Origin of the sequence: Carboxylicivirga fragile (assembly GCF_050589805.1) — a bacterium.
In the GTDB taxonomy this organism is placed as follows: domain Bacteria; phylum Bacteroidota; class Bacteroidia; order Bacteroidales; family Marinilabiliaceae; genus Carboxylicivirga; species Carboxylicivirga fragile.
The window spans coordinates 1-25,923 of sequence record NZ_JBNGOY010000047.1; the positions used below are offsets into that span (position 1 = coordinate 1).

24 protein-coding genes are annotated in these 25,923 nt (G+C 36.9%); 15 read left to right on the plus strand and 9 right to left on the minus strand.

The window, feature by feature from the left end; translation table 11 throughout:
* Positions 1 to 223: 223 nt before the first annotated feature.
* Complete coding sequence (locus ACRD7B_RS17845) at positions 224 to 1,276, minus strand: endonuclease/exonuclease/phosphatase family protein (RefSeq protein WP_430825980.1); 1,053 nt, start codon at positions 1,274 to 1,276, stop codon at positions 224 to 226.
* A gap of 241 nt (positions 1,277 to 1,517) precedes the next feature.
* On the opposite strand from ACRD7B_RS17845, the gene ACRD7B_RS17850 reads away from it, so the two are divergent.
* The 5 genes from ACRD7B_RS17850 to asnB all read left to right on the plus strand — a co-directional run bounded on the left by ACRD7B_RS17850 (position 1,518) and on the right by asnB (position 9,827).
* Positions 1,518 to 4,217 carry a carboxypeptidase regulatory-like domain-containing protein gene (locus tag ACRD7B_RS17850; RefSeq protein ID WP_430825981.1) on the plus strand — a complete coding sequence of 900 codons (2,700 nt, stop codon included), beginning with the start codon at positions 1,518 to 1,520 and terminating at the stop codon, positions 4,215 to 4,217.
* 10 nt (positions 4,218 to 4,227) lie between these two features.
* Positions 4,228 to 5,610: a DUF5689 domain-containing protein gene (locus ACRD7B_RS17855; protein WP_430825982.1), complete on the plus strand. Its 1,383-nt coding sequence runs from the start codon at positions 4,228 to 4,230 to the stop codon at positions 5,608 to 5,610.
* Between the two features lie 15 nt (positions 5,611 to 5,625).
* Positions 5,626 to 6,972 (plus strand): DUF5689 domain-containing protein, encoded by a 1,347-nt coding sequence (locus ACRD7B_RS17860; RefSeq protein ID WP_430825983.1) that lies wholly within the window; start codon positions 5,626 to 5,628, stop codon positions 6,970 to 6,972.
* 67 nt (positions 6,973 to 7,039) lie between these two features.
* Positions 7,040 to 7,948, plus strand: coding sequence for an endonuclease I family protein (locus ACRD7B_RS17865; RefSeq protein WP_430825984.1), 909 nt, complete (start codon positions 7,040 to 7,042; stop codon positions 7,946 to 7,948).
* A gap of 292 nt (positions 7,949 to 8,240) precedes the next feature.
* Complete coding sequence (gene asnB, locus ACRD7B_RS17870; protein WP_430825985.1) at positions 8,241 to 9,827, plus strand: asparagine synthase B; 1,587 nt, start codon at positions 8,241 to 8,243, stop codon at positions 9,825 to 9,827.
* Positions 9,828 to 10,129: 302 nt separating this feature from the next.
* Here asnB and ACRD7B_RS17875 read toward each other — a convergent pair whose 3' ends face one another.
* Positions 10,130 to 10,516, minus strand: a complete 387-nt coding sequence (locus ACRD7B_RS17875) for an SRPBCC domain-containing protein (protein ID WP_430825986.1) — start codon at positions 10,514 to 10,516, stop codon at positions 10,130 to 10,132.
* Between the two features lie 80 nt (positions 10,517 to 10,596).
* Complete coding sequence (locus tag ACRD7B_RS17880) at positions 10,597 to 10,968, minus strand: hypothetical protein (RefSeq protein WP_430825987.1); 372 nt, start codon at positions 10,966 to 10,968, stop codon at positions 10,597 to 10,599.
* 466 nt (positions 10,969 to 11,434) lie between these two features.
* On the opposite strand from ACRD7B_RS17880, the gene ACRD7B_RS17885 reads away from it, so the two are divergent.
* The 3 genes from ACRD7B_RS17885 (at position 11,435) to ACRD7B_RS17895 (ending at position 13,258) form a co-directional block, all read left to right on the plus strand.
* Positions 11,435 to 11,707: an HU family DNA-binding protein gene (locus ACRD7B_RS17885; RefSeq protein ID WP_430825988.1), complete on the plus strand. Its 273-nt coding sequence runs from the start codon at positions 11,435 to 11,437 to the stop codon at positions 11,705 to 11,707.
* A gap of 88 nt (positions 11,708 to 11,795) precedes the next feature.
* Positions 11,796 to 12,476, plus strand: coding sequence for a TrmH family RNA methyltransferase (locus ACRD7B_RS17890; protein ID WP_430825989.1), 681 nt, complete (start codon positions 11,796 to 11,798; stop codon positions 12,474 to 12,476).
* Positions 12,477 to 12,544: 68 nt separating this feature from the next.
* Positions 12,545 to 13,258 (plus strand): LytR/AlgR family response regulator transcription factor, encoded by a 714-nt coding sequence (locus ACRD7B_RS17895; protein ID WP_430825990.1) that lies wholly within the window; start codon positions 12,545 to 12,547, stop codon positions 13,256 to 13,258.
* Positions 13,259 to 13,295: 37 nt separating this feature from the next.
* Here the strand turns inward: ACRD7B_RS17895 and ACRD7B_RS17900 are convergent, their stop codons facing one another.
* Together ACRD7B_RS17900 and ACRD7B_RS17905 are read right to left on the minus strand one after the other, a co-directional pair.
* Positions 13,296 to 14,069: a DUF6599 family protein gene (locus ACRD7B_RS17900; protein WP_430825991.1), complete on the minus strand. Its 774-nt coding sequence runs from the start codon at positions 14,067 to 14,069 to the stop codon at positions 13,296 to 13,298.
* A gap of 3 nt (positions 14,070 to 14,072) precedes the next feature.
* Positions 14,073 to 15,242 (minus strand): DUF362 domain-containing protein, encoded by a 1,170-nt coding sequence (locus tag ACRD7B_RS17905; RefSeq protein ID WP_430825992.1) that lies wholly within the window; start codon positions 15,240 to 15,242, stop codon positions 14,073 to 14,075.
* 315 nt (positions 15,243 to 15,557) lie between these two features.
* Between ACRD7B_RS17905 and ACRD7B_RS17910 the strand changes: the two genes are divergently transcribed.
* The 5 genes from ACRD7B_RS17910 to ACRD7B_RS17930 are packed head-to-tail and all read left to right on the plus strand — an operon-like array spanning position 15,558 to position 20,774.
* The gene (locus tag ACRD7B_RS17910; RefSeq protein ID WP_430825993.1) at positions 15,558 to 16,040 is read left to right on the plus strand and encodes a DoxX family protein; all 483 of its coding nucleotides are present in this window, start codon (positions 15,558 to 15,560) and stop codon (positions 16,038 to 16,040) included.
* A 5-nt stretch (positions 16,041 to 16,045) separates the two neighbouring features.
* Positions 16,046 to 17,605, plus strand: a complete 1,560-nt coding sequence (locus ACRD7B_RS17915; RefSeq protein WP_430825994.1) for a Gfo/Idh/MocA family protein — start codon at positions 16,046 to 16,048, stop codon at positions 17,603 to 17,605.
* Positions 17,606 to 17,652: 47 nt separating this feature from the next.
* Positions 17,653 to 19,137 (plus strand): glycoside 3-dehydrogenase, encoded by a 1,485-nt coding sequence (locus ACRD7B_RS17920; protein WP_430825995.1) that lies wholly within the window; start codon positions 17,653 to 17,655, stop codon positions 19,135 to 19,137.
* A gap of 39 nt (positions 19,138 to 19,176) precedes the next feature.
* On the plus strand, positions 19,177 to 19,926 hold the full coding sequence (locus ACRD7B_RS17925; protein ID WP_430825996.1) for a 3-keto-disaccharide hydrolase: 750 nt from the start codon (positions 19,177 to 19,179) through the stop codon (positions 19,924 to 19,926).
* Positions 19,923 to 20,774: a sugar phosphate isomerase/epimerase family protein gene (locus ACRD7B_RS17930; protein ID WP_430825997.1), complete on the plus strand. Its 852-nt coding sequence runs from the start codon at positions 19,923 to 19,925 to the stop codon at positions 20,772 to 20,774. Before ACRD7B_RS17925 ends, ACRD7B_RS17930 begins: the two co-directional genes overlap by 4 nt.
* 93 nt (positions 20,775 to 20,867) lie before the next feature.
* Here the strand turns inward: ACRD7B_RS17930 and ACRD7B_RS17935 are convergent, their stop codons facing one another.
* From ACRD7B_RS17935 to ACRD7B_RS17945, 3 genes are all read right to left on the minus strand, one after another.
* Positions 20,868 to 21,485 carry a hypothetical protein gene (locus tag ACRD7B_RS17935; RefSeq protein ID WP_430825998.1) on the minus strand — a complete coding sequence of 206 codons (618 nt, stop codon included), beginning with the start codon at positions 21,483 to 21,485 and terminating at the stop codon, positions 20,868 to 20,870.
* A gap of 135 nt (positions 21,486 to 21,620) precedes the next feature.
* Entirely contained in the window at positions 21,621 to 22,010 is a 390-nt protein-coding gene (locus ACRD7B_RS17940) for a VOC family protein (protein WP_430825999.1), read from the minus strand.
* A gap of 74 nt (positions 22,011 to 22,084) precedes the next feature.
* Positions 22,085 to 22,519: a hypothetical protein gene (locus ACRD7B_RS17945; RefSeq protein ID WP_430826000.1), complete on the minus strand. Its 435-nt coding sequence runs from the start codon at positions 22,517 to 22,519 to the stop codon at positions 22,085 to 22,087.
* Positions 22,520 to 22,697: 178 nt separating this feature from the next.
* On the opposite strand from ACRD7B_RS17945, the gene ACRD7B_RS17950 reads away from it, so the two are divergent.
* Positions 22,698 to 22,958, plus strand: a complete 261-nt coding sequence (locus tag ACRD7B_RS17950) for a cysteine-rich small domain-containing protein (protein ID WP_430826001.1) — start codon at positions 22,698 to 22,700, stop codon at positions 22,956 to 22,958.
* Positions 22,959 to 22,960: 2 nt separating this feature from the next.
* On the opposite strand, the gene ACRD7B_RS17955 is transcribed toward ACRD7B_RS17950, so the two are convergent.
* Complete coding sequence (locus tag ACRD7B_RS17955; protein WP_430826002.1) at positions 22,961 to 24,772, minus strand: PAS domain-containing sensor histidine kinase; 1,812 nt, start codon at positions 24,770 to 24,772, stop codon at positions 22,961 to 22,963.
* Positions 24,773 to 25,148: 376 nt separating this feature from the next.
* Here ACRD7B_RS17955 and ACRD7B_RS17960 point away from each other — a divergent pair, with 376 nt between their 5' ends.
* Entirely contained in the window at positions 25,149 to 25,421 is a 273-nt protein-coding gene (locus tag ACRD7B_RS17960; RefSeq protein WP_430826003.1) for an HU family DNA-binding protein, read from the plus strand.
* Positions 25,422 to 25,923 lie beyond the last annotated feature (502 nt).

Genomic DNA, 25,923 nt, shown 5'->3' on the forward strand with positions numbered 1-25,923 from the left:
TGATAAATCATTTTGCTAATTACAATGGTTAATGCCGATACAAAAGCACAGATTGATTTTTTTATCAATCGTTTTGGTTTGTAAACGGTATTATTCTAATCAGGATCGCATCTCTGATAATGGCCTCATAAAAGAGATGCGATCCCGATTAGATTTAAAAAAATAGGCTACCTAATAAAAGACAGCCTATTTTTTAACTAAAGGTTTAAACTAATAAATGCAACTAAATTGCTTTTATTAATATTATATAAACAGGAAAGTGATCGCTATAACCACCTCTGTAGCTAGTTCTTCCTACATAGGTACGATAAGGGTATCCCTTGTATCGTCCGTCTGGAACTAGTAGTTTTTTCCTATTGTAGATATGTGCCGACTTAAACTGATAACTTGAATATTTCTTTCCTACCAGGCTTGGTGTCACAATTATCTGATCAAATAAATTCCACTTATCGCGATATGCTAAAGTCCCAATACCATTACGATACAATACATCCATGGTATTAAATAAATTCTCTTTTCCCAATTCATCCTTATCACCTACAGCATTTAAGTGAACAGCTACACTTTCGTTTATTGGATCATCATTTAAATCACCCATTAATATCACCTTGGCTTTTTTATCCTTTGCCTGAATAGAATCTATAATCGAACGACTTAGTTTAGCAGCCTCATTTCGCATTGGTCTGCTTCGCATTTCACCACCGGAACGCGACGGCCAGTGATTGACAATAAAATGCATTGGTTCTCCGTCGAATATTCCTGAAACCAACAACTGATCTCTCGTATACAAACGCTCATCCACTTCTTCCTTATAAATGATTAAAGGAAGGGATTTACTATTGGTTACCTGAAAATACTTTGGTTGATAAATCATACAAACATCAACCCCTCGTTCATCAGGCGAATCGTAATGCACAATTTGATAGTTATAAGGTTTCAACTTCGGATCATTGACCAGGTCTTCAATAACCATTCTATTTTCCATTTCACACAAGCCAACAACAGCCGGTGCACCTATTCCTTCATCAGCACCAATGTCAGAAATCACATCTGCCATCATACTTATCTTTCTCCAATACCTTTCTCCAGTCCATTTATTTGATCCTTCCGGAGTAAATTCCGTGTCACGCACATCTGGCGTATCAATGGTGTCAAATAAATTCTCAAGGTTATAGAAAGCAACGATGCCAGCCTTGTAGGTTTGCCCATTCGCACCTAAGCCACTTAGTGCAATAATGCTAACAAATAATACAAATGAAATTCTCTTATTTAACATACTATTATATTATTTTTCAGGCAAGATAGTATTTTTTAATCAAACTACACAAATACTCTAAATCATTAACAGGCCTAACAGCTATAACACATCACTTCATCAACAAATCATTAAATTTACCTTAGTTCTATCAAAAAACAATCTAGACCGTCCGGTCTGTTCAAATATTTTCCTAAATTGCGCCTTATTATTTTAATTATAAGTGTTAAATTTATAATACCAAAAATCTAAAGAATCATCTATGTTAGCTAAAATCTCATTGCTACTTGGCTTGTTACTTATAACAATTACAGGGTCAGCGCAAGAGGCAGTCATCTCGGGGCTCATTAAAGATGCCGAATCCAATCAACTAATCGAAGGAGTTAGTGTATCAGCTTCTGACAAAACCACCACAAGTAATAGCGATGGTTATTTCTCCATTGAGCTTAAAGGTGGCGAAACTTATGAAATAGCTTTTTCAAAAGAGGGCTTCCGAAGCTTTACTATGATGGTAAGTACCGATCCAGATTCTCAAATTGAAATAGGCCCAATCTTTTTGGTTAATTTATCTACCGGCTCACAGGAGGTACCAACTATTACCATAACCGAATCGGGAAGTGACAATTCTTTAGAGTCGCAAACCATTCATGGCTTATTAAGTTCCTCACGCGATGTTTTCGTATCAGCGGCAGCCTATACTTTTGGCCCTGCTCGTTTTAGAATCAGAGGTTATGAATCGGAGCTTCAATCGGTGATGATCAATGGTTTTATCATGAATGAAGTTGAATCAGGTCGTCCATACTGGTCGAATTGGGGAGGTTTAAATGATGTAATGCGTAATACAGCTATTACAACCGATGCTGATCCAACGGGTGCCATGTATGAACCCATTGGAGGATTAACAAATGTATTAACTACAGCTTCAGAATATCGACCAGGCACTAAGCTTGTTTATTCCAATTCGAATCGTTCGTACCAAAATAGAGCAATGATAACCCACTCCACTGGTTTAATGGATAACAATTGGGCCTTTACAGTTTCAGGTTCACGCCGTTGGAGTCAGGAAGGTTATAAAGAAGCAACTTTTTACGATGCGAATAGTTTCTTTATTGCTGCTGAAAAAGTATTTAACCAAAAGCACCGCATTAACTTCACCGGATTAACAGCCATGTACTCCAGAGGTGTTGGTGGTGGAGCCATGCAAGAAGTATATGACTTAGTAGATGATAATTACTATAACCCATATTGGGGCTATCAGAATGGCGAAAAACGTAATGCCAGAGTAAGAAGTGGTAACAAACCGTTGTTTACTTTACAACACACCTGGACACCAACGCCTTCAACTAAAGTAAGAAGTACTGTTGGTTATTGGTTTGGTAAAGGTGGTTATACCTCTTTGAACTGGAACAACGCTAAAGACCCTCGACCAGATTATTACAGATATCTTCCGAGTTACTACACTAACGCTGAAGATCAAGAACGTGTAGCTGAGATGTGGAGAACAGATCCATCGGTTAGACAAATTGATTGGGATGGACTTTATAGAGCTAACCGCAACAATGGTTATTTTGAAGTACCTAATGCCAATGGAATTGAAGGCAATACCTATAAAGGAAACCGCTCCTTCTACATCGTAGAAGATCGTAGAAACGATATTTCGCAATTTCAATTCAACACCAATTTCGAGCACGATTTTGAAGAAAGCCCATGGGGATTAAACGGCGGGTTAAATGTAGATTTATACACCGGAGATATCTTTAATGTTGTTGATGATCTATTAGGCGGTGATTATTGGTTAGACATTGATCAATTTGCAGAACGCGATTTCCCTAACGACATCGATATTATTCAAAATGATTTAAATAACCCTAACCGCATTGTGAAAGAGGGTGATATTTATTCGCACCACTACAAGTCGCATGTAAATACTTACAACCTATGGTTAATGACCAACTTCGAGGGAGATAAGTACAAGGTATATTTTGGAGGCCATTATAAATACAATGAATTCTGGCGTGAAGGTCTAATGAAAAAGGGATTATTTCCAGATGACTCCTATGGCAATTCAGAAAAACAACAATTTCATACTTTTGGACTACGTGCAGGTGGTGAATACCGTTTTTCAGGACGCCACATCGTTAAGGCCAATGCCAGCTTTGGCAAACAGCCTCCACTTTTCCGTAATGTATATGTTTCTCCTCGAACAAGAGATCATGTTATTCCAAACCTAAAGGAAGAAACACACATATCGGTTGACGCAGGTTATTTTTACAGTTCGCCAAATCTAACTATGCGAGCAAGTGGCTACTATACAAGATTAAATGACCAGGCCAAAAACATGAACTTCTATCACGAAGAATTACGTTCTTTTGTGAATTACTCTCAATCAAATATCGACAAACAATACATGGGATTTGAATTTGGTGCTGAATACAAAATCACAACTTCACTTAGTGCTAACGTTGTAGCATCCGTAGGAGATTATACTTACCAATCAAATCCTAACGTGATTGTTACCCAGGATAATAATCAAGAATTATTAGAAACCGGAACCGTCTATTCGCAAGGATTCAAAATTAGTGGAACACCACAACATGCTTATTCAATTGGCTTAAAATACAATTCACAAAAATACTGGTGGGCAGGTGTAACAGCTTCCTATTTCGACCAAATGTACATGGATTTTAACCCAATTCCCAGAGCCTCTATTGAATTCTGGAGTTTACCTGAGCAATTGGATGCAGCCTATACAATAGATGCTTTTGCAGGTAAAAGCTGGCGTTTAGATGACTTCTACATCTCTTTAAGCGCTAACTTAAGCAATGTAACCAACAACCAAAGTTTTATTACAGGCGGTTACGAACAATTGCGTTTCAGTCCCGAGCGACCAGAACTATTTCAGCCTAAATATTATTACTATTATGGCTTCAACTATTTCATTAACCTAAGTGTAAGCTTCTAACCATATCATCATGACTAGTAAAATATTAAATACACTAACACTCTCAATTGCAATACTGCTATTGGTTTCATCCTGTGTTACCAATAACGACGATGCACCACCTGTAATACCGTTTACACCTGGAACAACAAAAACCATTGCAGAAGTCAAGGCATTATATGATTCACAATTATTCGATGACGAAGGGAAAGAAATCCCTTGGTACGATAGGGTTCCTGTCGAAATAACAGAAGATATCAGTATAAAAGGAATAATTAGTGCTGATGATAAAACCTCCAACGGTAACTTATACAAAGAAGGCTACGTTCAGGATAAAACTTCCGGTCTACGAATGACTTTTCAATCCTCAGGCGGACTATTTGTTAATGACTCTGTAATAATAAATTGCAAAGGATTATACCTAAGTGACTATGGGGACTTCATCCAATTAGGTGGCGATCCATACTTAGATGACAATGGCAATAACCGCGTTGCTGGTATCGACAAGCACAAATACCTAAAACGTAAAGTAATTGAAGGTCAGAAATTACAGCCCATTATTACCACTATTGATCAAGTTGGCGAAGAACATATGGCTATGTTAATCCAATTGAATGATGTACAATTCGCCGATAATGAACTTGGTAAGACCTATGCTGTAGCCAAAGATGAAGGTCAGGACCCACAAAGTGCAAATCGTGACTTGGTGGATTGCAATGGCAATAAAATAATCGTTCGTTCGAGTGGTTACTCAAATTTCGCAGGCACCTTGCTACCAGAAGGGAAAGGTACTTTTATAGGAATAGTATCGAAGTTTAACACTACTCTTCAATTAACCATCCGTCATTTTGACGAAATTATACTTGAAGGAGAGCGTTGTAGTGAAAATAATGAGATTATACTAGGCGAACCTGTTGAAACAATTGATGAAGATTTCTCAAGTGTTGGCGATAATCAGAACATCAACTTAAATGGCTGGAATAATTTCACCACATCAGGCAGTAGGAAATGGCAAGGCAAACATTTTGATGCGGATCGCTACGCCCAGGCAACAGGCTATAAATCAGGCGAAACCACAATGACTTCTTGGATAATGCTTCCTCCAATCATTGTAAAAACGCAAAAATCAATGTCGTTCATAAGTGCCAAAGCATATTGGGAACATACAGGTGTAAACAAACCACTCGAAGTCGTCTACTCAAGTGACTTTAATGGATCAAATATGGAATCTGCAACCTGGACAGAACTTACATTCAGACTGCCAATCGAAAGCTCTACTGATCATGAGTGGATTACCTCTGGGAATGTTGAATTACCTGTAATGAATGATAAAAATATTGTAATTGCGTTTAAGTATAATGGATCTGATACTGAAAGCACCTCAATACGAATTGATGACATTATTATTAACTAGTTTAAATAAATATCAATGAAAAACTTAAAGAATTTATTTTTATTACTCGTAGCTGGACTACTAATTTTTAGCTGTAGTGACGATGCAGAAGCTCCAAAAGAACCAGAAGCTCCTGGTGTAACAAATACTATTGCTGAAATTAAGGCATTAGCGACTGGTGATGTTGCCGTTGAAATTACAGAAGAAAAATCTTTCGATGGTGTAGTTATATCTAATCAGGGTGAATCTGGAAATTTTTATAAAGCCATCTATGTTCAAGACGAAACTGGCGCAATAAAAATCTCGTGCGATAAAGGTGAATACGAAACTTACACAATTGGACAGAAAGTTATTGTACACCTTCAAGGTTTATTTGTAGCAAACAACAATAACACTTATTTATTGGGTTCAGCTGCTGATCCTGATTACAAAGTAGCCTTAATTGCTGATGCTGATGTTGCTGCCACTGTTGAAAAGGTTGATGGCGGTGTTGCTATTGAGCCAACAACCGTTACTATTGACAACATTAGTGCAGACATGGTTGGTAGTCTTATTAAACTAGAAGAAGTTCAAGTTTTAACCGAAGATTTACAGAAAGGAATAACAAGTGGTTTAATGCTTTCTGATAAAAGCCTAAACCGCATTAAATTATATGTTTCATCTTATGCCGACGGATTAAAAGAGATTGAAACTCCTCAGTTAAGTGGATCTATCGCAGCTATTCTTTATCAAGACTACGATGGTAACTATAGTTTGACGCTTCGTTTAGAATCAGAGATTGTAATGGCTGATGCACGTTTCGACGACGGAACTACAGCTCCAGAAGCTGCTGCTGGTGTTAATGAAGGAACATATACGGGAGATGCAGCAAGTGACCTATTCTTTTCTGAATATATTGAAGGTGGATCAAACAACAAGTATCTTGAGATTTTTAATGGAACTGGCGCTGAAGTTGATTTAGCTGACTACGCTATCAAAGTGGCTTCAAATGGCAAACAATTCTCAGAAGTTGACTTTGTTACATTAAGCGGAAAACTTCCAAACGGTGCTAATTTTGTTATTGCTAACTCAGGAGCAACTCTAACTCTTCCTGACGGGAAAACTGCTTCTGTAGAATTTTCAACAGCTACCTATTTTAATGGCGACGATGCATTAGGATTGTTTAAGAACGAGACTCTTATTGATATCTTTGGTGTTGTAGGTGAAGATCCAGGTTCAGGTTGGGAAATCGATGGCACTGCTGATGCTACCAAAGATCACACATTGATCAGAAAATCTACAGTACAAAATCCAGCAACCACTTGGAATACTTCCGAATGGGAAATTAAAGATAAAGATGATGTTTCTAACATTGGTTCTCACACCTATGCACCAGCAAACTAATTCATAGTTTATTTTTTAAATATAAGGCTACCTACCTAAGGTAGCCTTTTTCATAAAAAAATTAAAAATGAAAGCGATATTCAGCACTCTACTATTTTGTCTAGTCCTTATGGCCTGCAGCAAGGACGATACCACTGCAGATCAGAAAAAGGATGATGACCTTATTAATCTCGACAAAGCCAATCACCTAAGCCCAAATGTAGATGGCAATGGCAAAATCATTGTTGAATATTCACCAAAGGACTATGTTGTTCAAGTTGACGATGGCCAACACATGCTTTCTGTTCGCATACCTGATGATTATTATTCATCAGCTTCAACACTTTCTGGAAGCGAGTTAAAGTCGACACTTTCTCAAATAGTCAATTCCGGAGCGATAAAACTGCAATACTCAAGCAGCTCTAGTAATGATGTGTGGGACATGTGCGAAGCCGGTGATCAAAACCCGTCTAACAGCAATGAGGTTTACTTAATCTACACCGAAAAAAGCATGGACAAAACAGAACACAGTACCGGATCCAATGGCTGGAATCGCGAACATGTTTGGGCTAAATCACATGGTGATTTTGGTACCAGCCCAGGTCCAGGCACCGACGGCCATCACCTTAGAGCTTCAGATGCCGGAGAAAACGGCAACAGAGGAAATCTGGATTTTGATGACGTTAATGGGCCACGTACAAAAAATGGCAGCTATTACGAACCTCCTTTAAGTGCTAAAGGCGATGTGGCACGTTCTATTTTTTATATGGCCTTACGTTATGGTTATACGGTAGATAATGGAACTGGCCTAGGTGCTCGCCATGGTAAATTAGAAACCTTGCTTGAATGGAATGAATTGGATCCAGTTGATCCATATGAAATACGCCGAAATAATATCATTTACGATTTCCAAAAAAACAGAAATCCTTTTATCGATCATCCAGAATTGGTAAAATATGTATTTGGCAGTAAAAAATCGGAGGAATGGGTTAACTAGTACCCTCAAATTGTAAATTCTAAAGGAACGGTTCTCTTATGTATTTTAATACAGAGAGAACCGTTCCTTTTTTTTATAAAAGGATGACATCTTTATTAAAATGTAGGACAAAAGATGTCATCCATTGTTACAAACATCATATTTTTCTGTCACGAAATAACCAATTCGAAACAATTTATTAATTTTTACTTATTTATTCTCACTTTTTATTGCGATTTAGTTTCTATTTATTACTTTTGAATCAGATTAAGAAACAAATTAACTCCATTACTATATTAAAAATTAAAAAGTCATGTGTGGATTTGCAGTGTATACAGGAAGTGACAAGATGGACAAACTAAGGTTTGCGAGTGAGTTTAAAAAGATTCAATACCGCGGACCAGATAATTCCATCACCAGGGATTTTGAAGATGAAGGCTGGATGGGTTTTCACCGCTTAAGCATTATGGATGTTTCGGCAGCTGGTAACCAGCCATTGATTTATAAGCACATTAATTTGGTATGTAATGGAGAAGTATACAATTACGATGCGCTACGAAATCAATACGAATCATCATTCGAATTCAAATCAAGCAGCGACTGTGAAGTGATCATTCCCCTATTTCTCGAAAAAGGGATTGAAGAAACTGCACAATCTTTAGATGCCGAATTTGTTTTTGTGATCTATGATTCGGTTGCTAAAAAATATTTTGCAGCTCGTGATCCAATTGGCATTCGTCCTTTATTCTATGGTTATTCTGATGAAGGCGAAATAATGTTTGCCAGCGAAATGAAAAGTTTACACAGTTTATGCAAAGAGGTCAAAGCCTTCCCTCCAGGACATTATTACGATGGAGAAAGCATCAAACAATACCGAGATATTTCAGCAGTTAAAGAATATGTAGATCATGATATTGAGGAGGTATACCAAAACATCAATGAAAAATTAACAGCAGGTATTGAAAAACGCTTACATGCAGACGTTCCAGTTGGATTCCTTTTAAGTGGAGGTCTCGATTCAAGCTTAGTTTGTGCTGTTGGCGCCAAAATGCTTGATAAACCAATCCGCACATTTGCGGTGGGTATTGAAGACGATCCTATCGACACTAAATATGCAAGAGTGGTAGCTGATTACTTGGGAGCCGATCATACCGAAGTACTTTTTAAACGACAGGATATTTTTGACTCATTAAGTCATCTGATTTTTTGTCTTGAAACATACGATATCACCACTATACGTGCCGCAATGGGCATGTACATGATTTGTAAATATGTGGGCGAAAACACAGACATTAAGGTATTAATGACAGGCGAAATCAGTGATGAGATATTTGGTTATAAATACACCGACTATGCGCCCTCGCCCGAAGCCTTTCAACAAGAAGCTGAGAAGCGATTGAAAGAGATTTATATGTACGATGTATTACGTGCCGACAGAAGTATTTCTTGCCATGGACTGGAAGCTCGTGTTCCTTTCGGAGATCTTGATTTTGTTGAATATGTAATGAGTATTCCTCCTGAAAAAAAGATGAATTATACAGGTGTAGGGAAATACATCCTTCGCAAAGCCTTCGAAGATGACTACCTTCCTAAGGATATTCTTTATAGAGAAAAGGCAGCCTTTTCAGATGCAGTAGGTCATAGCTGTGTTGATTATTTAAAAGCATATGCCGAAGAAATGTATAGTGATGAGGATTTGCAAAAGGCAAGGTTCAAATACTCGCATGCCACGCCAATATCAAAGGAATCGTTGATGTATCGCGAAATTTTCGAGCAACACTTTGAAGGTAGAAGCAAAAATGTTAAAGATTTTTGGATGCCAAACAAGGAATGGGAAAACTGCGATGTTGATGATCCTAGTGCAAGGGTATTACCAAACTATGGAAAGAGTGGAAGTTAAGACAAAACATTAACCATGATAAACGAGAAAGCCGAATTACCTCTTAGGTAGTTCGGCTTTTAAATACATTAGGCTATGTCACTATCAATGGTAGAGACACTCAAAAAGATAGTTCAACCCCTATCAGGGTTGTTTTACCATGATCCTATTTCCACGGGTTTGAATCCGTGGCTATGAATGTTGAACCATTTCATGGTTCTTTGTATTCTTAAAATCCGGAAAGGATCTAATGATGACATGGCCATATAGACACTGTATCACAAAGTGTGTAAATCAATAATATCCTGAGGGCTCAATTTTCTTTAATCTTCCTCAAGAAATTCCTTTATAGCACCTAAATAATACTCATTCCAGCCTTCAGAAATTTCTTCCAACGCTTCGTCTGGAATATTGGTATGAATAACATCAATCTGCACTTTACTGGCACCTTGGGGGAAAAACTTGATGGTTACAAGAGATTGTTCTTCCTGATCGCCAAAGTACCATTCCTGAACAATTTGTTTTTGTTCTTCAACTTCAACGATTCGCCCAACAATATCGCCCTCCCACATCGAAAATTCAAAACCTGATTCAGTACTCATTGTAGCAGGATAACCACTCCACAATGCAATTGTGAAAGGATTAGTAAAAGCGGCATAGACATCCTCTAACTCAGCCTTTATTTTTATACGGGTTTTAAAATCTTTCATCTCATATCTTTATTTCTTCAAAGAAACAAAAAAGATCTTGCATATCCTGCAAGATCTTTTAATCCAAAGCCAAAATCTAATTAAATACCTAAGGCTGTTATTAAATCTGCCACCCGATTGAGATGTATGCTTGAAATACCATTCATTTGCTTACGCAATTCAATATGCTCCGCATAATATTTGTGAGCTGTTGTAATCGGAAAATCCTTATTATAAAACTGCATTTCATTTTCCTGCACCTTTATTCGATTCGATAATTTTTGAAGCTGCTCAACATGTTCATCCAGCACCATTAATTCAACCGTATTTAATTCTTCAATGTATTCTTCAGTTTTTACCTCTTCGTTTCGCTCCTTTAAGAGATGAATTTCCTTAACAAACAAAAGCAAACGATTTTTCCACATCTTATACTCAAAGTCAAGATCTACCAAGTTAATTTTCCCATTTTTCATAGCAATGTGTATTAGATTGTACGACCTAAATAAGATAGCCAATTAATTACTAATTAACTAGGAATTCAGCCCTCTTTTTTGAACATTTTGCTAGTTGATTCTATTCTCTTGGGTTTTTAGTCGACTAAATCAACACTTAAATAATACCATGTAATCGCTGAATAGATATGGAACGAGTTATGAGAAAAGTTTTCTCACACCGGAGAAACGTGAGATAGACGAAGTCAATGACTAATCCCGATGGCTATCGGGAGGCGAGTTCCATGTGCCCATTGAAAAATAAAATATAGACACATGAAACTAAAATGATTGCGTGAAAAATAATTTTCTCTTCTTACACAATATAAAAGCTTATAACTTTTTTACATTTTTTTTTACACACATTTGGTAAACACTAGAAATACTCTATATTTGTAGAGGAAAGTTTAAGAATTTTTAGTATTTAACCCTATAATTAAGGAGTATTATGAACAAGGCTCAATTAATCGATGCAATTGCTGGTGAAGCAGGTTTAACTAAAGCTGACGCTAAAAAAGCGCTTGATGCTTTTATCAAAGTAACAGGTGATTCATTGAAAACAGGTGGTCGTGTTGCATTAGTAGGATTTGGTTCTTTTGGTGTTTCTGAAAGAAGTGCTCGCACAGGTAGAAACCCACAAACTGGAAAAGAAATTGAAATTCCTGCTAAGAAAGTTGTTAAATTTAAGGCTGGTAGTGAGTTAAGCGACTCTATCAACTAATTTAAGTAAGGCAACCAAAAAAATATTTAGAGAGTACATTTGTACTCTCTTTTTTTGTTAATATAGATTACGATATCATTAACTATCAATGATAAAAGAGCTCATAAAGTTTTTGGAACCTTGCGTTACTGATGAAAGAAGGGATCAGATGCTGGCCGTGCTGTCTGAGAGAACTAAATACCTAACAGTTGTTCTTGAAGACATTTACCAGGCACAGAATGCAAGTGCTGTGCTTCGTACCTGCGATGGTTTCGGCATTCAAGATGTGCATATCATAGAAAACAGAAACACCTACGACATTAATCCCAAAGTGGTTATTGGAGCCAGCAAATGGTTAGATCTTAACAAGTACAACACCAAATCAAATAATACACTTGACGCCATCAAGCATTTAAAAGCTCAAGGCTACCGAATTGTTGCAACCACTCCCCACGACAATGACACTAATCTGGAAGATTACGATTTAAGCAAAGGTAAAACAGCTTTGGTTTTCGGAACAGAAAAAACAGGTGTTTCGAAAGAGGTAATGGACGAAGCTGATGAATTTATTAAAATTCCTATGTTCGGCTATTCCGAAAGCTTTAATATTTCTGTGGCAGCCGCTGTTACTTTACACCACCTCTCCTATCAACTAAGACAAAGCGAATTACCCTGGCAATTGACCGAAAATGAAGCTGACAAACTATATGTTGATTGGTTAAAAGAGACCATAAAAAAGAGTGATTTACTAGTTCAAGAGTTCTACCAACGTAATGAAGATTACAAATAATTAAACTTTTTTATTAGCTTAGGGATTAAATGGCGATATTTTTTTAAATTTGGCAAAAAACATAGTCTATGAATTGCATTATTATTGATGACGATAAGCTTTCTACAAAAATAATTCAGGAGTTTGTTGAAAAGACTGACGGCTTAACCTTAGTTGGAAGTTTTGACAGTGCGGTGAGTGCAATCAATTTCCTTTCCAAACCTGACAAAGAGCATATCGATTTAATATTTCTAGATATTGAAATGCCTGAAATGAGTGGCATTGATTTCCTTAAGTCTTTAGATGAATTACCACAAGTTATTGTTTATTCTTCGCAAGAAAAATATGCAATTGAGTCGTATGAGTATGATGTAACTGACTATCTTCTAAAGCCTGTTCAGTATGGTCGTTTCATTAAGGCCGTGAAAAGAGCTAGAGAAAAGAATGAGGAAACAGAAACAGTATCGAGAGAAAGTAGTGAAATATTCATCAAGAATAATAGTTCGTTAGTACGCGTTAAGTACGATGATATTCTTTGGATTGAAGCGCTTGAAAATTACGTAGTACTAAATACGTTTAAAGATAAATACACCATTCACTTTACCATGAAGGCCATTTCGGAGAAAATGCCACCGGATCGTTACGTACGCGTACATCGTTCATTCATTGTAAATATCAATAAGATTAAAGTGATTGAAGATAATTCAGTTGTAATCCTTCACGAAGGAGGTTCTAAGATTATCCCGATTGGAAAATCGTACAAAGATAAGTTGATGGACGACATTAACTTGATTACAAAATAAATAAAAAGGCCATCTCACGATGGCCTTTTCTTTTACACTAAAATTTATCAAGCAAGTCTTTTGCAATGAAAGAATTCAACGGTGTTTGAAGATAAAATGAGTAATCGCCTTTTTGTTTATACAACCATTGGTATTTTTCTTCCACGGGTAAAAACATTTTCTCATCAACATTAGCACTATCCACCAACTTAACAACTAACAACGTTGCCTTGTGCTTTTTCCACTTGGCTACATAACATTGTTTCACACCAAGCATTTCATAAAAATAAGAACAAGTACTTGCCCTATTTTCAAATCCCAGTCTACCGTTCATTAAAAGTAAATCATCGGCACCAAGATCATTATACCAATCGGGTACTTCTCGATTAGACAAGGGCTGATTATTGTCTATAAATGCTTGCACTATTTCATTGGATATCGATTGCGCTTCGGCACTTCCGGTTGTATTTATGAGAGATAAATAATACGACCCAATAGCAACTTGTATTTGATAGGGATTGCTACATACGTGATGTAGATCTGCTAACTCATTACCTTGGCACCTATAAGTATTGACGGAATAAATACCAAAGGCCATATCCGAATCTTTCATCTCATAAACTTCAAACTTCAGCTCTCCATCGTCATATTTAATACTTTGTACGGTCAAAGAGATAAAATCATACTCACGATATAATTCTGATCCTCCATTCATATATCCGTACAAGGCTCCGGCATCATACCTCTGTTCTGACTCAACTTCATAATCAGATTGTCCTTTTACTTCTATAAACAACAAGAAAAAAGTTATCACTAGAAAAATCTTACTCATATATTATCCTATTAATGATTCGATTTCAATTTTGGTGATATCGGCCACCCCTAACTCCAATTCTTCAGCCAATTCAACAAAATGCAAATATTTTGGATCATCCTCTTCCTGTACCCCCTCTGCAATTCGTTTTTTAACAACTATATCATGTCCTATTCTGTCAATGGCAACCGCATCGGAACCAATCATAATGGTATTATAATTACAAATAAATTGCGGATTAGCAGCCGGCCCCCCATTGTAACAACCACGTAAGCCATCTACAATATTGAGAACTACCTTATCACGAATAGGCGGAAAAGCACAAACTTCGGCACAAGTCTCGCTCCATAGTTGTTTGTGCAAACGTCCAGTATTACTAACCGATCCATAGGCCAGGTTTTTTAGACATAAAGTAGTAGTTGCCCCTGCATTTTTAAGAATAGGCACGTTTATTATTTTATCAATTTGCTGCGTACATATCTTTGTGAAGTATGAATACTTGCCGCCATTTACCATATATGGCATGGTATATTCATCGTACTCACCTTCCACTTCGGCGTAATAATACCATTCCTTATCAATCATCTTCTCACCGTACAACTTTCCATCTTCACCGTAAAATCCACCATCCTTATCTTGCTGCTCGGTACCAGCGATCTCAACACCCGGATAATTATCAGAAGTAAATCCGGTCTCATGTAATTGCATCAAACGTCGGTCCCAAATCACAATGTTTTCACGCTTAACCCCAGCTGCTTCAAGCTGCTTAACAATGGATTGAACCACAGCATGACTAGTAGTTAGGAGTTTGCCTGCAACAGGGTTAACCTTTAAACCAATCACCTCATCGCTTCCAACAAAATGTTTCCAAGCCTTATTAATGTCAGACTCTCCTGTTAATTGTAACAAACCTTTTTCAATCATCTGAAAAGCTACATCCTCTTGTATTTGATTGTCAACAACACTTTTCTCATTCACAACTTTAATGACTTTACCCGGATATTTACCCGGCATCGATTTTTCATTTCGTGGATACTTTAAAGCATCTGCAATATTAGTTGCTGGTTTCACTGCAGCTTCCTCTTTTTGAGGTGCAGCCAATATCGATTTTGGATGTGCTAAAAGAGCACCAGCACCAGCAACTGAAGCTAACTTAAAAAAGGAACGTCGATTAAAGTTTACTTTACTCATAACTAATGGATTTATGTACACACCAAAATAACCATAATGCACGACTATTTCATCAAAACAAACTAGAAATACTGATTTTCAATTCACTTTTTTCATACAAACTCATCATTATTGCGATATCAGAATAACGACCTATTTCGTCAGACGTCAACAAAGGGAATAGTTAGTCATTTTATTAATACACAAAACCTCACATAAAACTCACATTTCACCAATTCATTAAGAATTAAGCCTAAAAATCGCTAATTTAATGAACTGATAATAAGATTTCAATAGAAACAAGCGCACACCTAAACTATCAAAGACAAATCACACATGAGAATACAGAACAAGCTCAACAAAACTCAACTCTTCTTATTACTAACCGTTCGCGTTTTATTGGGATGGTACTTCTTATACGAAGGTTGTAGTAAATTACTGCATCCACACTGGACAGCCATTGGCTTTCTTAAAAGTTCAGAGGGTTGGTTTTCCTCCTTTTTTATATCAATAAGTGAAAACCCCAATACAGTAGACATTATTAACTTTCTTAATATTTGGGGACTTATAGCCATAGGACTTGGTTTAATACTTGGTGCTTTATCACAAGTGGCAAGTATCGCTGCAATATGCATACTCACTCTTTACTACCTGGCTCATCCGCCATTGATAAATACGAGCCAACAAATGCTAATGGAAAATACCTTATGGGTGGATAAAAACTTAATATTCATCGCCATACTTTTGTTACTTTATAGCCTACCCACCAGCCACATAATTGGCATTGATCGCTTCTTATTTAAAAACAAACGCAACTAAGTAGTATGGACGATAATAAAACTCCCAAAAATAAATTCAGCAGACGAGACGTACTGAAAACTTTGGCCACAGTACCGGTATTAGGTGCATTCGGCTATGGTTTGGCTAAGAAACTCAATTTTCAACAAGAAAAGACCTATAACATAGCCGATGAACTGGGGCTTAACCTTTATGATGCACCGAGCAACATTCAGTCATCAAGTGGTGCTACCATAAAAGTGGGAATAATTGGATGCGGAAGCAGAGGTAAATATTTATTGGAATCGGCCGGCTTTGCACATCCCGATACCCTCAAAAACTGGGAAGAAAACAACCATAACAATTCGAATGACAAACGTTTAGAGGATTTTAGGAATCAGGATGATTTAAATATGGAGATAACGGCTATCTGCGATATATTCGATCATCATGCCGATCAAGCACTTCAGGCATCAGCCAATGAAAACAAACTAACAGATACGAAACAAATCCATCCTAAAGCCAAACGGTATAAGCGTTACACCGATTTATTAGCTTCAAAAGATGTGGATGCGGTTATTATTGCCACACCCGACCATTGGCATGCTCAAATGTGTATTGACGCTGCAAAAGCAGGTAAACACATTTATGTTGAGAAAGGATTTACACGAACGGTGGAAGAAACCTTCGCCATAAGAGAAGCCATTGCTCAATCAAGTATTGTGATGCAACTGGGCCATCAGGGACGACAAACTGCCAGCTTCAACAAAGCCAAAGAATTAATTGACAAAAATGTGCTTGGTAAAATATCTCTAATTGAGGTTTGCACCAACCGTAATGATCCCAATGGCGCATGGGTCTATCCTATTCATCCAGATGCAAATGCCAATACCATAGACTGGCAGCAATTCATTGAACCAACAAACTCACACGCTTTCAGTGCTGAACGTTTTTTTAGATGGCGCTGCTGGTGGGACTATGGTACCGGATTGAGCGGAGACTTGTTAACACATGAATACGATGCCATCAATCAAGTTTTACAATTGGGCATTCCACATTCCGCAGTAGCATCTGGTGGTGTGTATTATTTCAAAGATGGCCGTGAAGTACCTGATGTTTTTCAGTCCGTTTTTGAATATCCCGATCGCGACTTAACATTTATGTATAGCGCTTCATTGGCAAATGATCATTATCGAGGAAAAGTAATTATGGGACATGATGCGACCATGAAAATGGAAAACACCTTAAGCATTTATCCTGATAGCCGATCGACTCAATACAAAAAACAATTAGATGCCGGATGGATAAATCCAAATAAAGCCATGATAACATATGCGCCAGGGCAAAACAGCCTTGACGTGGTTAGTTCGGCCACCGAGCAATATTTTGCCAGTCGAGGTTTGCTTTATACACATGTTGAAGGCAAACGTGTAAATACCGCTCATCTGCATATCAAAGAATGGCTCGAATGCATTCGCCAAAACAAGAAACCAAGTTGCGATATCGATCAAGCCTTCGAAGAAGCCATTACAGCACATATGGCCACCATTGCTTATCGCGAAAACAGAAAGGTTTATTGGGACGCTGACAGAGAAAAGATCATATAAGTAGAAAGAACAAAATATAGCACATTTATTCATCAAACACATCCATTATGACACACAAAAAATCAAGCTTAGAAATGAGTCGACGCCGATTCTTGAGCAACGCCGCATTGGCTGCTGCCGGATTAACCATTCTCCCTTCTAATGTAGTGAGTGGCCTTGGTCACCGTGCACCAAGCGACAAGCTAAATATAGCAGGCGTTGGAATTGGTGGGCGTGGTTTTGGTGTACTCAAAGCCATGGAAAGCGAAAACATTGTTGCCTTATGTGATGTGGATTGGAAATATGCCAAGGGCTGTTTCGATTATTTTCCAAAAGCTAAAAAATATTGGGACTGGCGAAAGATGTTAGATGAAATGGGTGACTCCATAGATGCTGTTGTGGTAGCAAGCGCAGATCATACACACGCCATAATTGCGGCTACTGCTATTACAATGGGTAAGCATGTGTATGTAGAAAAGCCATTAACCCATACAGTTTATGAATCACGCCTACTTACTAATTTAGCAGCACATTATAAAGTTGCCACACAAATGGGTAACCAAGGTGCTTCTCTTGAAGGAGTTGCTCAATCTACCGAATGGATTCAAAATGGTGAGATTGGTGAAGTACGAAAAGTAGAAGCATTCACCGATAGACCAATATGGCCACAAGGTTTAAACAGACCTGAAGAGGTACAGAAAATACCGGAAACGTTCAATTGGGATTTATTCGTTGGACCTGCAAAAATGCGACCTTACAATGAAATCTATACCCCATGGAATTTCAGAGGCTGGTGGGATTTTGGAACAGGTGCTTTGGGTGATATGGCCTGCCACATCTTGCACCCTGTTTTCAAAGGTTTAAACCTGGGCTATCCGACAAAAGCGCAAGGCAGCTCGACCTTGTTATTGACAGATGCCGCACCTACAGCTCAAAAAGTTAAGATGGTTTTCCCGGAACGTAAGAAAGTAGGTAAATTAAAAATGCCTGAAGTAGATGTGCATTGGTACGATGGTGGTTTACAACCTTTAAAACCCGAAGGGTGGCCTGCAGGAAAAGACATGAATAACAGTGGAGGCGGCGTTCTTTTCCACGGTTCAAAAGACACCTTGGTATGTGGTTGTTACGGCAAAGATCCTTGGTTATTATCGGGTAATGTGCCAAAAGTTGCTAAAACATTACCTCGTATAAACACCAGTCACGAAATGGATTGGGTGCGAGCTTGTAAGGAATCAGCAGACAACAGAACGGAAACCTTATCTCCTTTCAGCGAAGCCGGGCCATTCAACGAAATGGTGGTAATGGGCGTATTAGCCGTTCGTTTACAAGCCCTCAATAAAGAATTGGAATGGGATGGCGCCAACATGCGATTCACCAACATTGGTAATGATGAAACCATTAAAACAGTGATTAAAGATGGATTTAAGATTCATGACGGGCATCCTACTTTTAGTAAGGAGTGGACTGATCCAATTAACGCCAACGCTTTTGCTGCAGAATTAATCAAACACAATTATCGCGATGGATGGACTTTACCTCCAATGCCGAAATAAACTATGTATTACCTTATTGAACACTTAAATATTAAAGACATGACAAACAAACTAATTTTAATTATAGCTACAGCCATGCTAACACTTGGTTCATGTACCGAAAAATCAGGCCCGAATACTCTTACAAGCGAAGAAAAAGCCGATGGCTGGGTGCTTTTATTTGATGGCAAAACATCAGACGGCTGGCGCAACTATGCGAAAACAACCTTCCCTGACGGGTGGGATATTACAGAAGACGGTACCATTCATTGCCCTGGCTCGGGACGTGGCGAAGCAGGTGGTAAAGACCGTGGTGATATTCTCTATGGCGAGAAAATGTTTAGTAATTTTCATCTAAAATTGGAATGGAAAATTTCGGAAGGTGGTAACTCCGGTATTTTCTATCTGGGACAAGAAAATGAAAATTACGATTACATCTGGATGACGGCACCCGAAATGCAGATATTGGATAATGAGAAACACCCTGATGCCAAAGCTGGTATTGATGGTAACCGTAAGGCAGGATCCTTGTACGATTTATATTCTGCTACGCCACAAAATGCGAAACCTGCAGGCCAATGGAATACCGTAGAAATTAAAGTTTATAAGGGCTCCGTATGGCACATCCAAAATGGTAAAACTGTAGTTGAATATCATTTATGGACTCCAGAATGGAACGAATTAGTGGCTGGCAGTAAATTCCCTGGCTTAAACCCAACTTGGGCCGATGTGGCTTCTGAAGGTTATATCGGACTTCAGGATCACGGTGATGATGTATGGTTTCGTAACATTAAAATTAAGGAATTATGAGAATCCTAAATTCAAAAAACATATTAATTGTAATTGTAACTACCATGTTATTTAATGCCTGCGCACAACCGGTTAAAAAGGACATTGGTCTTCAACTATGGTCGGTACGCGACGACATGAAAAAAGATGTAAGTGGCACCATTGAGCAAATAGGCCAGATGGGTTACACCTTTGTGGAAACAGCTGGTTATAACAATGGGCAGTTTTATGGCATGGAGCCGACAGACTTCAAACAACTATTAAACGATAATGGTCTGGCCTTTATTTCATCTCATACAGGCCAACCTTTACCTGATTCAAGCTCGTGGGAAAGAACCATGAATTGGTGGGATACATGCATAGAGGCTCATGTTAAAGCTGGCGTTAGATACATTGTGCAACCATCAATGGATAAACATGGCTATGGTTCGTTAGAAGACCTGAAACGTTATTGTGACTATTTCAATGTTGTTGGTGAAAAATGTAATGCAAAGGGTATTCGTTTTGGATACCACAATCACGACAAGGAATTTTTAGCTGAAGATGGTCAGATACGTTACGACTTTATGCTTCAAAATACCGACCCTGAAAAAGTGATGTTCCAACTCGATTTATATTGGATTATGAAAGGTGGTAAGAATGCACTTAAATATTTTGAGAAATACCCAAAGCGATTTGAACTGTGGCATGTGAAAGATGAAAAAGAACTGGGAGAAAGTGGTTTAATGAACTTCGAACCGATTTTTAAAGCCTCAGAGAAAGCCGGCATGCAATACATTATTGTAGAAGTAGAACGATACAACTATACACCACTTGAAAGTGTGAAAAAAAGTCTCGACTTTTTAACGGCTGCGAGCTATGTGAAATAGGCACAAGATTAATAAAAAAGCAAGGACAACTTTAATTGCTGTCCTTGCTTTTTTAATATGTCTGCTTAATTAGAGCACCGGTTTTACAAAAAACTAAAAATAATAGCTTGCTCCTAAACCAAAAGAATCCATACTAAAATCAAGCCTAAAATCATTAGACTTACTTTTAAACTCTTCCTCTTGCTCAATCACCTTAACAGTAGCGTAATTATAGTATAGTGCGCCAAAATACGTTTTAATAGCGAATTTCTCCGAAATAAAATAGCTTATTCCAGGTAAAACAGCCAAACGATATTCTCTTGATTTGTAATCAGTGTCATCATTAGTTACTCCTTTTTTAAAACTAAATGTTAAATTGACAGTGGTGGTAAAATAAAACTTTTCACTTAGTTTGCTATAGTTTCGAAAATAAGGATTTATTGAAAAGGCATTAGTTTTTAGTATATCATTGTGGTTAGTATACTTATTAAACTCATAACCTAAACCCAAACCCAACACTGATGATTCATTAAGAAACCAGCCTACTTTTGGTCTTATTGCAAATCTCTCACTTTTACTTTCAACATTAGTAGAAAGGTAATGCACCCATTCATCATTACTTTCTGAACTATACCAAAAACTTCCACCAAGTTCTCTCAATCCTTTTTGTCCTTGTGCATTGCCACAAATAGCGCATAATACTAAAGTAAATAAAATCAGTGTTTTTTTCATAATAATTAGGTTAGGTATTAGATAAATAATCTTTAAAATTTCAAAACTATTAAAATGCTAATATAATAAATATTACTAATCCGTATCTAAACTCACAAAAATCCTTTCTAATTCTTCTGAAACAACCTAGTCAATTCATTCCGTAATTTCAATCCTATTCCCTTCTGTATCCTCAACCACACTCTCGTAGAAACCATCGCCAGTGGTTCGGGGCTCTCCAACAATTCGATAACCATCTGCTCTTAATGTCTCAGTTAATTCGTCTACTAAACTCTTACCACCAACAGAAAAAGCCATATGCGTTAAGCCAATTGAGTAAGCTTTCTGCTCAACATCTTCTATAATATCAGGATTGTGCATTAACTCAAGCTTTGTTCCTTCACCCTTAAAAGTCAAGAAATAGGAAGTGAAATGCTTTTTTTCGTTGACATATTTCTCACCACAACTTGCATTAAAATATTTTTCGTAAAATTCTTTTGCTTTCTCTATATCACGAACCCAAATGGCAATATGATGGATTTTCATAAACTTTTCTTTAAGTACAAATACTTTTATTGATCAAAACACCCAATAGCCTCTAACTAAACTCAAATCCACCATCAGACAGCTTGCTCCTCAAGCAAAATAGCGGTATCTAGTTGCTTGCGCTTGGTATACCCCCAGTAGGCGGTAGTTGGAATAATAAAACACGTTGGAAGAGTTGATGCCAATGGTTCAGGTGTACCTTTTATATTATGTAGACTAAAGGTAAGCAGCAAAGTAACAATGGACGGTATAATAATTGATGCCACTATCGCCCAAACAGGTTTCTTTATTGATGTAGCAAGATACTCACAAGCTTTCATTAAACTTCCACCAAAAAGAAAAGTATAGGCAGCCTGTTTTAATGCAGCTATTGACGATGGATATATTTCATTGGTAGCGGAATAGTTTATCCAAAAGACAATGATAGCCATAGCTAGTGCCCCATAACTACCCAAACGTAGATCGAAACATCTATGACATACAAGCTTTATTTGCCTTGAAACTTTCACCAATCTTACAACTTGAATTATAGTTAAAACATAATAATATGTTTTAATTATCAAAAAGCAAAATTATGAGAGACTTTTAATTCAATTTATAAGCTGTGAATCACAATTATTAATGTAAATATTGCATACGGATTAATTACAAATTGTACTTTTATACTTCCAAATAATTGAAAATAAAATGTCAGAAAACTATAAATTCTCACAGCATAAAAAATGTGAATATTTCCCTTGCCATTCAGTTAAAAACGAAGCCGATTTCAACTGCTTATTCTGTTATTGCCCATTGTACATGTTGAAAGATAAATGCGGCGGTAACTTTAAATATTCAAACAATGTGAAAGATTGTAGCGACTGCACCATACCTCATACTAGAAAAGCGCACGATTATGTAATGAGTAAAATGGGTGTGGTTATAAAAATTGGAAGTGAAAGAGAATAAAATTACACTTTGAATGGCAGTAAAAAAAAGAAAGTACTACCTTCATCTTCTGCACTTTCCACCCAAATATCACCATCCAACATTTCGATAAAGGCTTTTGAAATAGACAAGCCTAAACCAGCTCCTTGGTGTGGCATCTTATTGATCAAATCAGCTTGAATAAATCGTTCGAAAATTGCTTTCTGTCGATTGTCTGCAATTCCAATGCCTGTGTCTTTAACGAAGAATTTAAGCTTCAACCTATCATACTCATATCCAAACTCAATACTTCCATCATCCGTATATTTAATCGCATTCTTAACTAAGTTTATTAGAACTGCATATAATTTCTCCCTATCAGTTTTAATTATTAGGGGTTGTTTCAATTCAGGCTCTACTGCAGAAAGTTTCAAACCCTTGCTTTCAGCTTCCAATTTAAAGAAGGAGAACACGTAATCAATCAGATGCTTAATGTCAACTTTCTCAATATTAATCTCCATCAGCCCAGCTTCAATCTTTGATATATCAACAATATCATTAATAATACCAAGCATTCTGTTTCCACTCTTTTCAATTATCTCAATGTATTGTCGCTGCTCTTCACCGCTTAGTGAAGGTTCCTTTAATAACTCAGAAAAGCCTAAAATACCATTCATTGGCGTACGTATTTCATGACTCATATTCGCTAAAAAAGCTGACTTTAAACGATCACTTTCTTCGGCTTTCTCCTTTGCCTCAATTATCTCAAGTTCCGCTAGTTTCTTAAATGTTATATCGCGCCCAAAACAAGAACCGCCTACTACTTTCCCTTGTCTAATAATTGGATTAAACCCAACTTGAATATATACTATTCCTCCCTCGGTTTGAACAGCATCTTCAACGGTAAATTGCTCATTCTCTAAAACACGATCATATCTTGACTTCCAGATAGCTTGCAATGGCTCTGGTAAGGATTCTATCAAATTAACTCCAGGTTCTAATCTTACGCCAAAACTCTCAAAAAACTCGCGTTGAAACGTTTGATTTATATACAATATTCTGAAACCTGTATCAAAGGCCCAAATACTCTCAAAAGTTCCTTCAATAATTGCAGCAATGTTGGCACTTACTTCTTCTGCAATATTTTTAGATTCGATTAATTCCTTGGTTCGTTTCTCAATCTTTTTCTCCAAATCAACATTCAACTCTTCAACAGTTACCTTCTCTTCATCCAATTTCTGATTAAGAAAAAAGTTCTGTCGTATTTTAAGTTCCATAAAATACGCGGCAAACATCCCAACAAGATTAGCACTTACAAAAAAGAAGTTATTACTGATAATTACAATGGATGATGCTTTCACGTAAAAAAGCGCTATTAAATTAAATATTAAAATCATTGACCATCCACCAATGGCGGCTACAAAAAAGCGAATTTTTAGAAAAAGGTAACCCGAAAAAATAACCAACATCATACCTGCATAGTAAGCATAATTTTCAGGCTCAAACATCGTCATGGCAATGATACCACTTCCCCCGACTATAAAACATACTAACAATAAAAACTGCCATACTTTTTGAAATACCTTAGTATATGACAACAGAATCACAACTATGGATAAAGGTATTACTACGAAAAAGCGAATCGCGAAAAAGTAATGTGCATACTGTGGAAATATCATCGAGTCGAGTATCCCAAACATTCCGTATAGAAACATTACCAACAATAGTGCAATACGAACCTGAGCAATAGAATCAATATAATACTTGGTTCGAAATAGCTTCTCAATCTGCTCAGGAAATGATAACGTTATTTTATTGTATATCATTTCAGAACTCTTTATTTCACTCTTCTCCATTCAACCTTTTTAATTTTCACCCTTATGAACTCTTCAATATAACAATATTACTTCCCCAATGTTATGATTTTTAAATATTATGCTTCTAACCTTTATAGACAGGTGCAACAACATTATTATATACGAACATCATCTTAATAACAGACTGTTTTTTCCTACATATATAGATATAAATTTATTCTAGATACTTAAGTCGAATCCTCAATTTTACTTCATAATTACGTGAATACGATAAATAGTTTTACCACAGCATCCCAGGACTAGAAAAGTGACATTACTAAAGTGGGCAGATGACTTAATTATTCCAATTTATTTGCAATGACCTATTTTATCTAGAATTTTTTATACTTTAGTAAAAGATAAATATTATAACGATATGAATAAACAAGAATTAGTTTCTGCGATTGCAGAGAAAGCAGGTCTAACAAAAGCTGATGCTGAAAAAGCAGTTAATGCATTTGTTGAAACAACAAAAGAAACCCTAGCTAAAAAAGAAAGCATCCAATTAATTGGATTTGGTACATTTTCAATTTCTGAACGTTCTGCAAGAACTGGTAGAAATCCGCAAACAGGTAAAGAAATTCAGATTGCTGCTAAAAACGTAGCTAAATTTAAGGCTGGTAAAGCTTTAGATGAAAGTGTAAATTAAGAATTGGATATGTGAATAGTTCTAGATAAATAGACTAATTCAATAACATTCTAAGCGGTCCTCAAGAAAATTCTTGAGGACTGTTTTAGTTTATAACATTTCAATATCAGGACTCATTTCAAATCAAAGCATGAAGCATGCTGACATCTGCTAACTATCGAGGATAACAATTTAATTATAGCCACTGTAAAAAGAAGAAAGCCGAATCTCAAAAGAAATTCGGCTTCTGTGCCCAGAGCGGGACTCGAACCCAATCTCTGACGCTCTTTATTATTAATCCACTACGAACATCATAATTTAAATGGTACCTTAAAGCTTGTAATGCATCCAAATGACCACAAGCAAAGTTAAATGATATTAGCGAAATAATAAAGATTAATAATCACTAATTTACGAATTTTTAGTAATTTACAAAGAACCATACAGACGTTTTTTATAACATGCTGTTGCAAAGAGCAGATCCTAAGAAAATTTCTATTATATTATTTTTAACGCATTTACA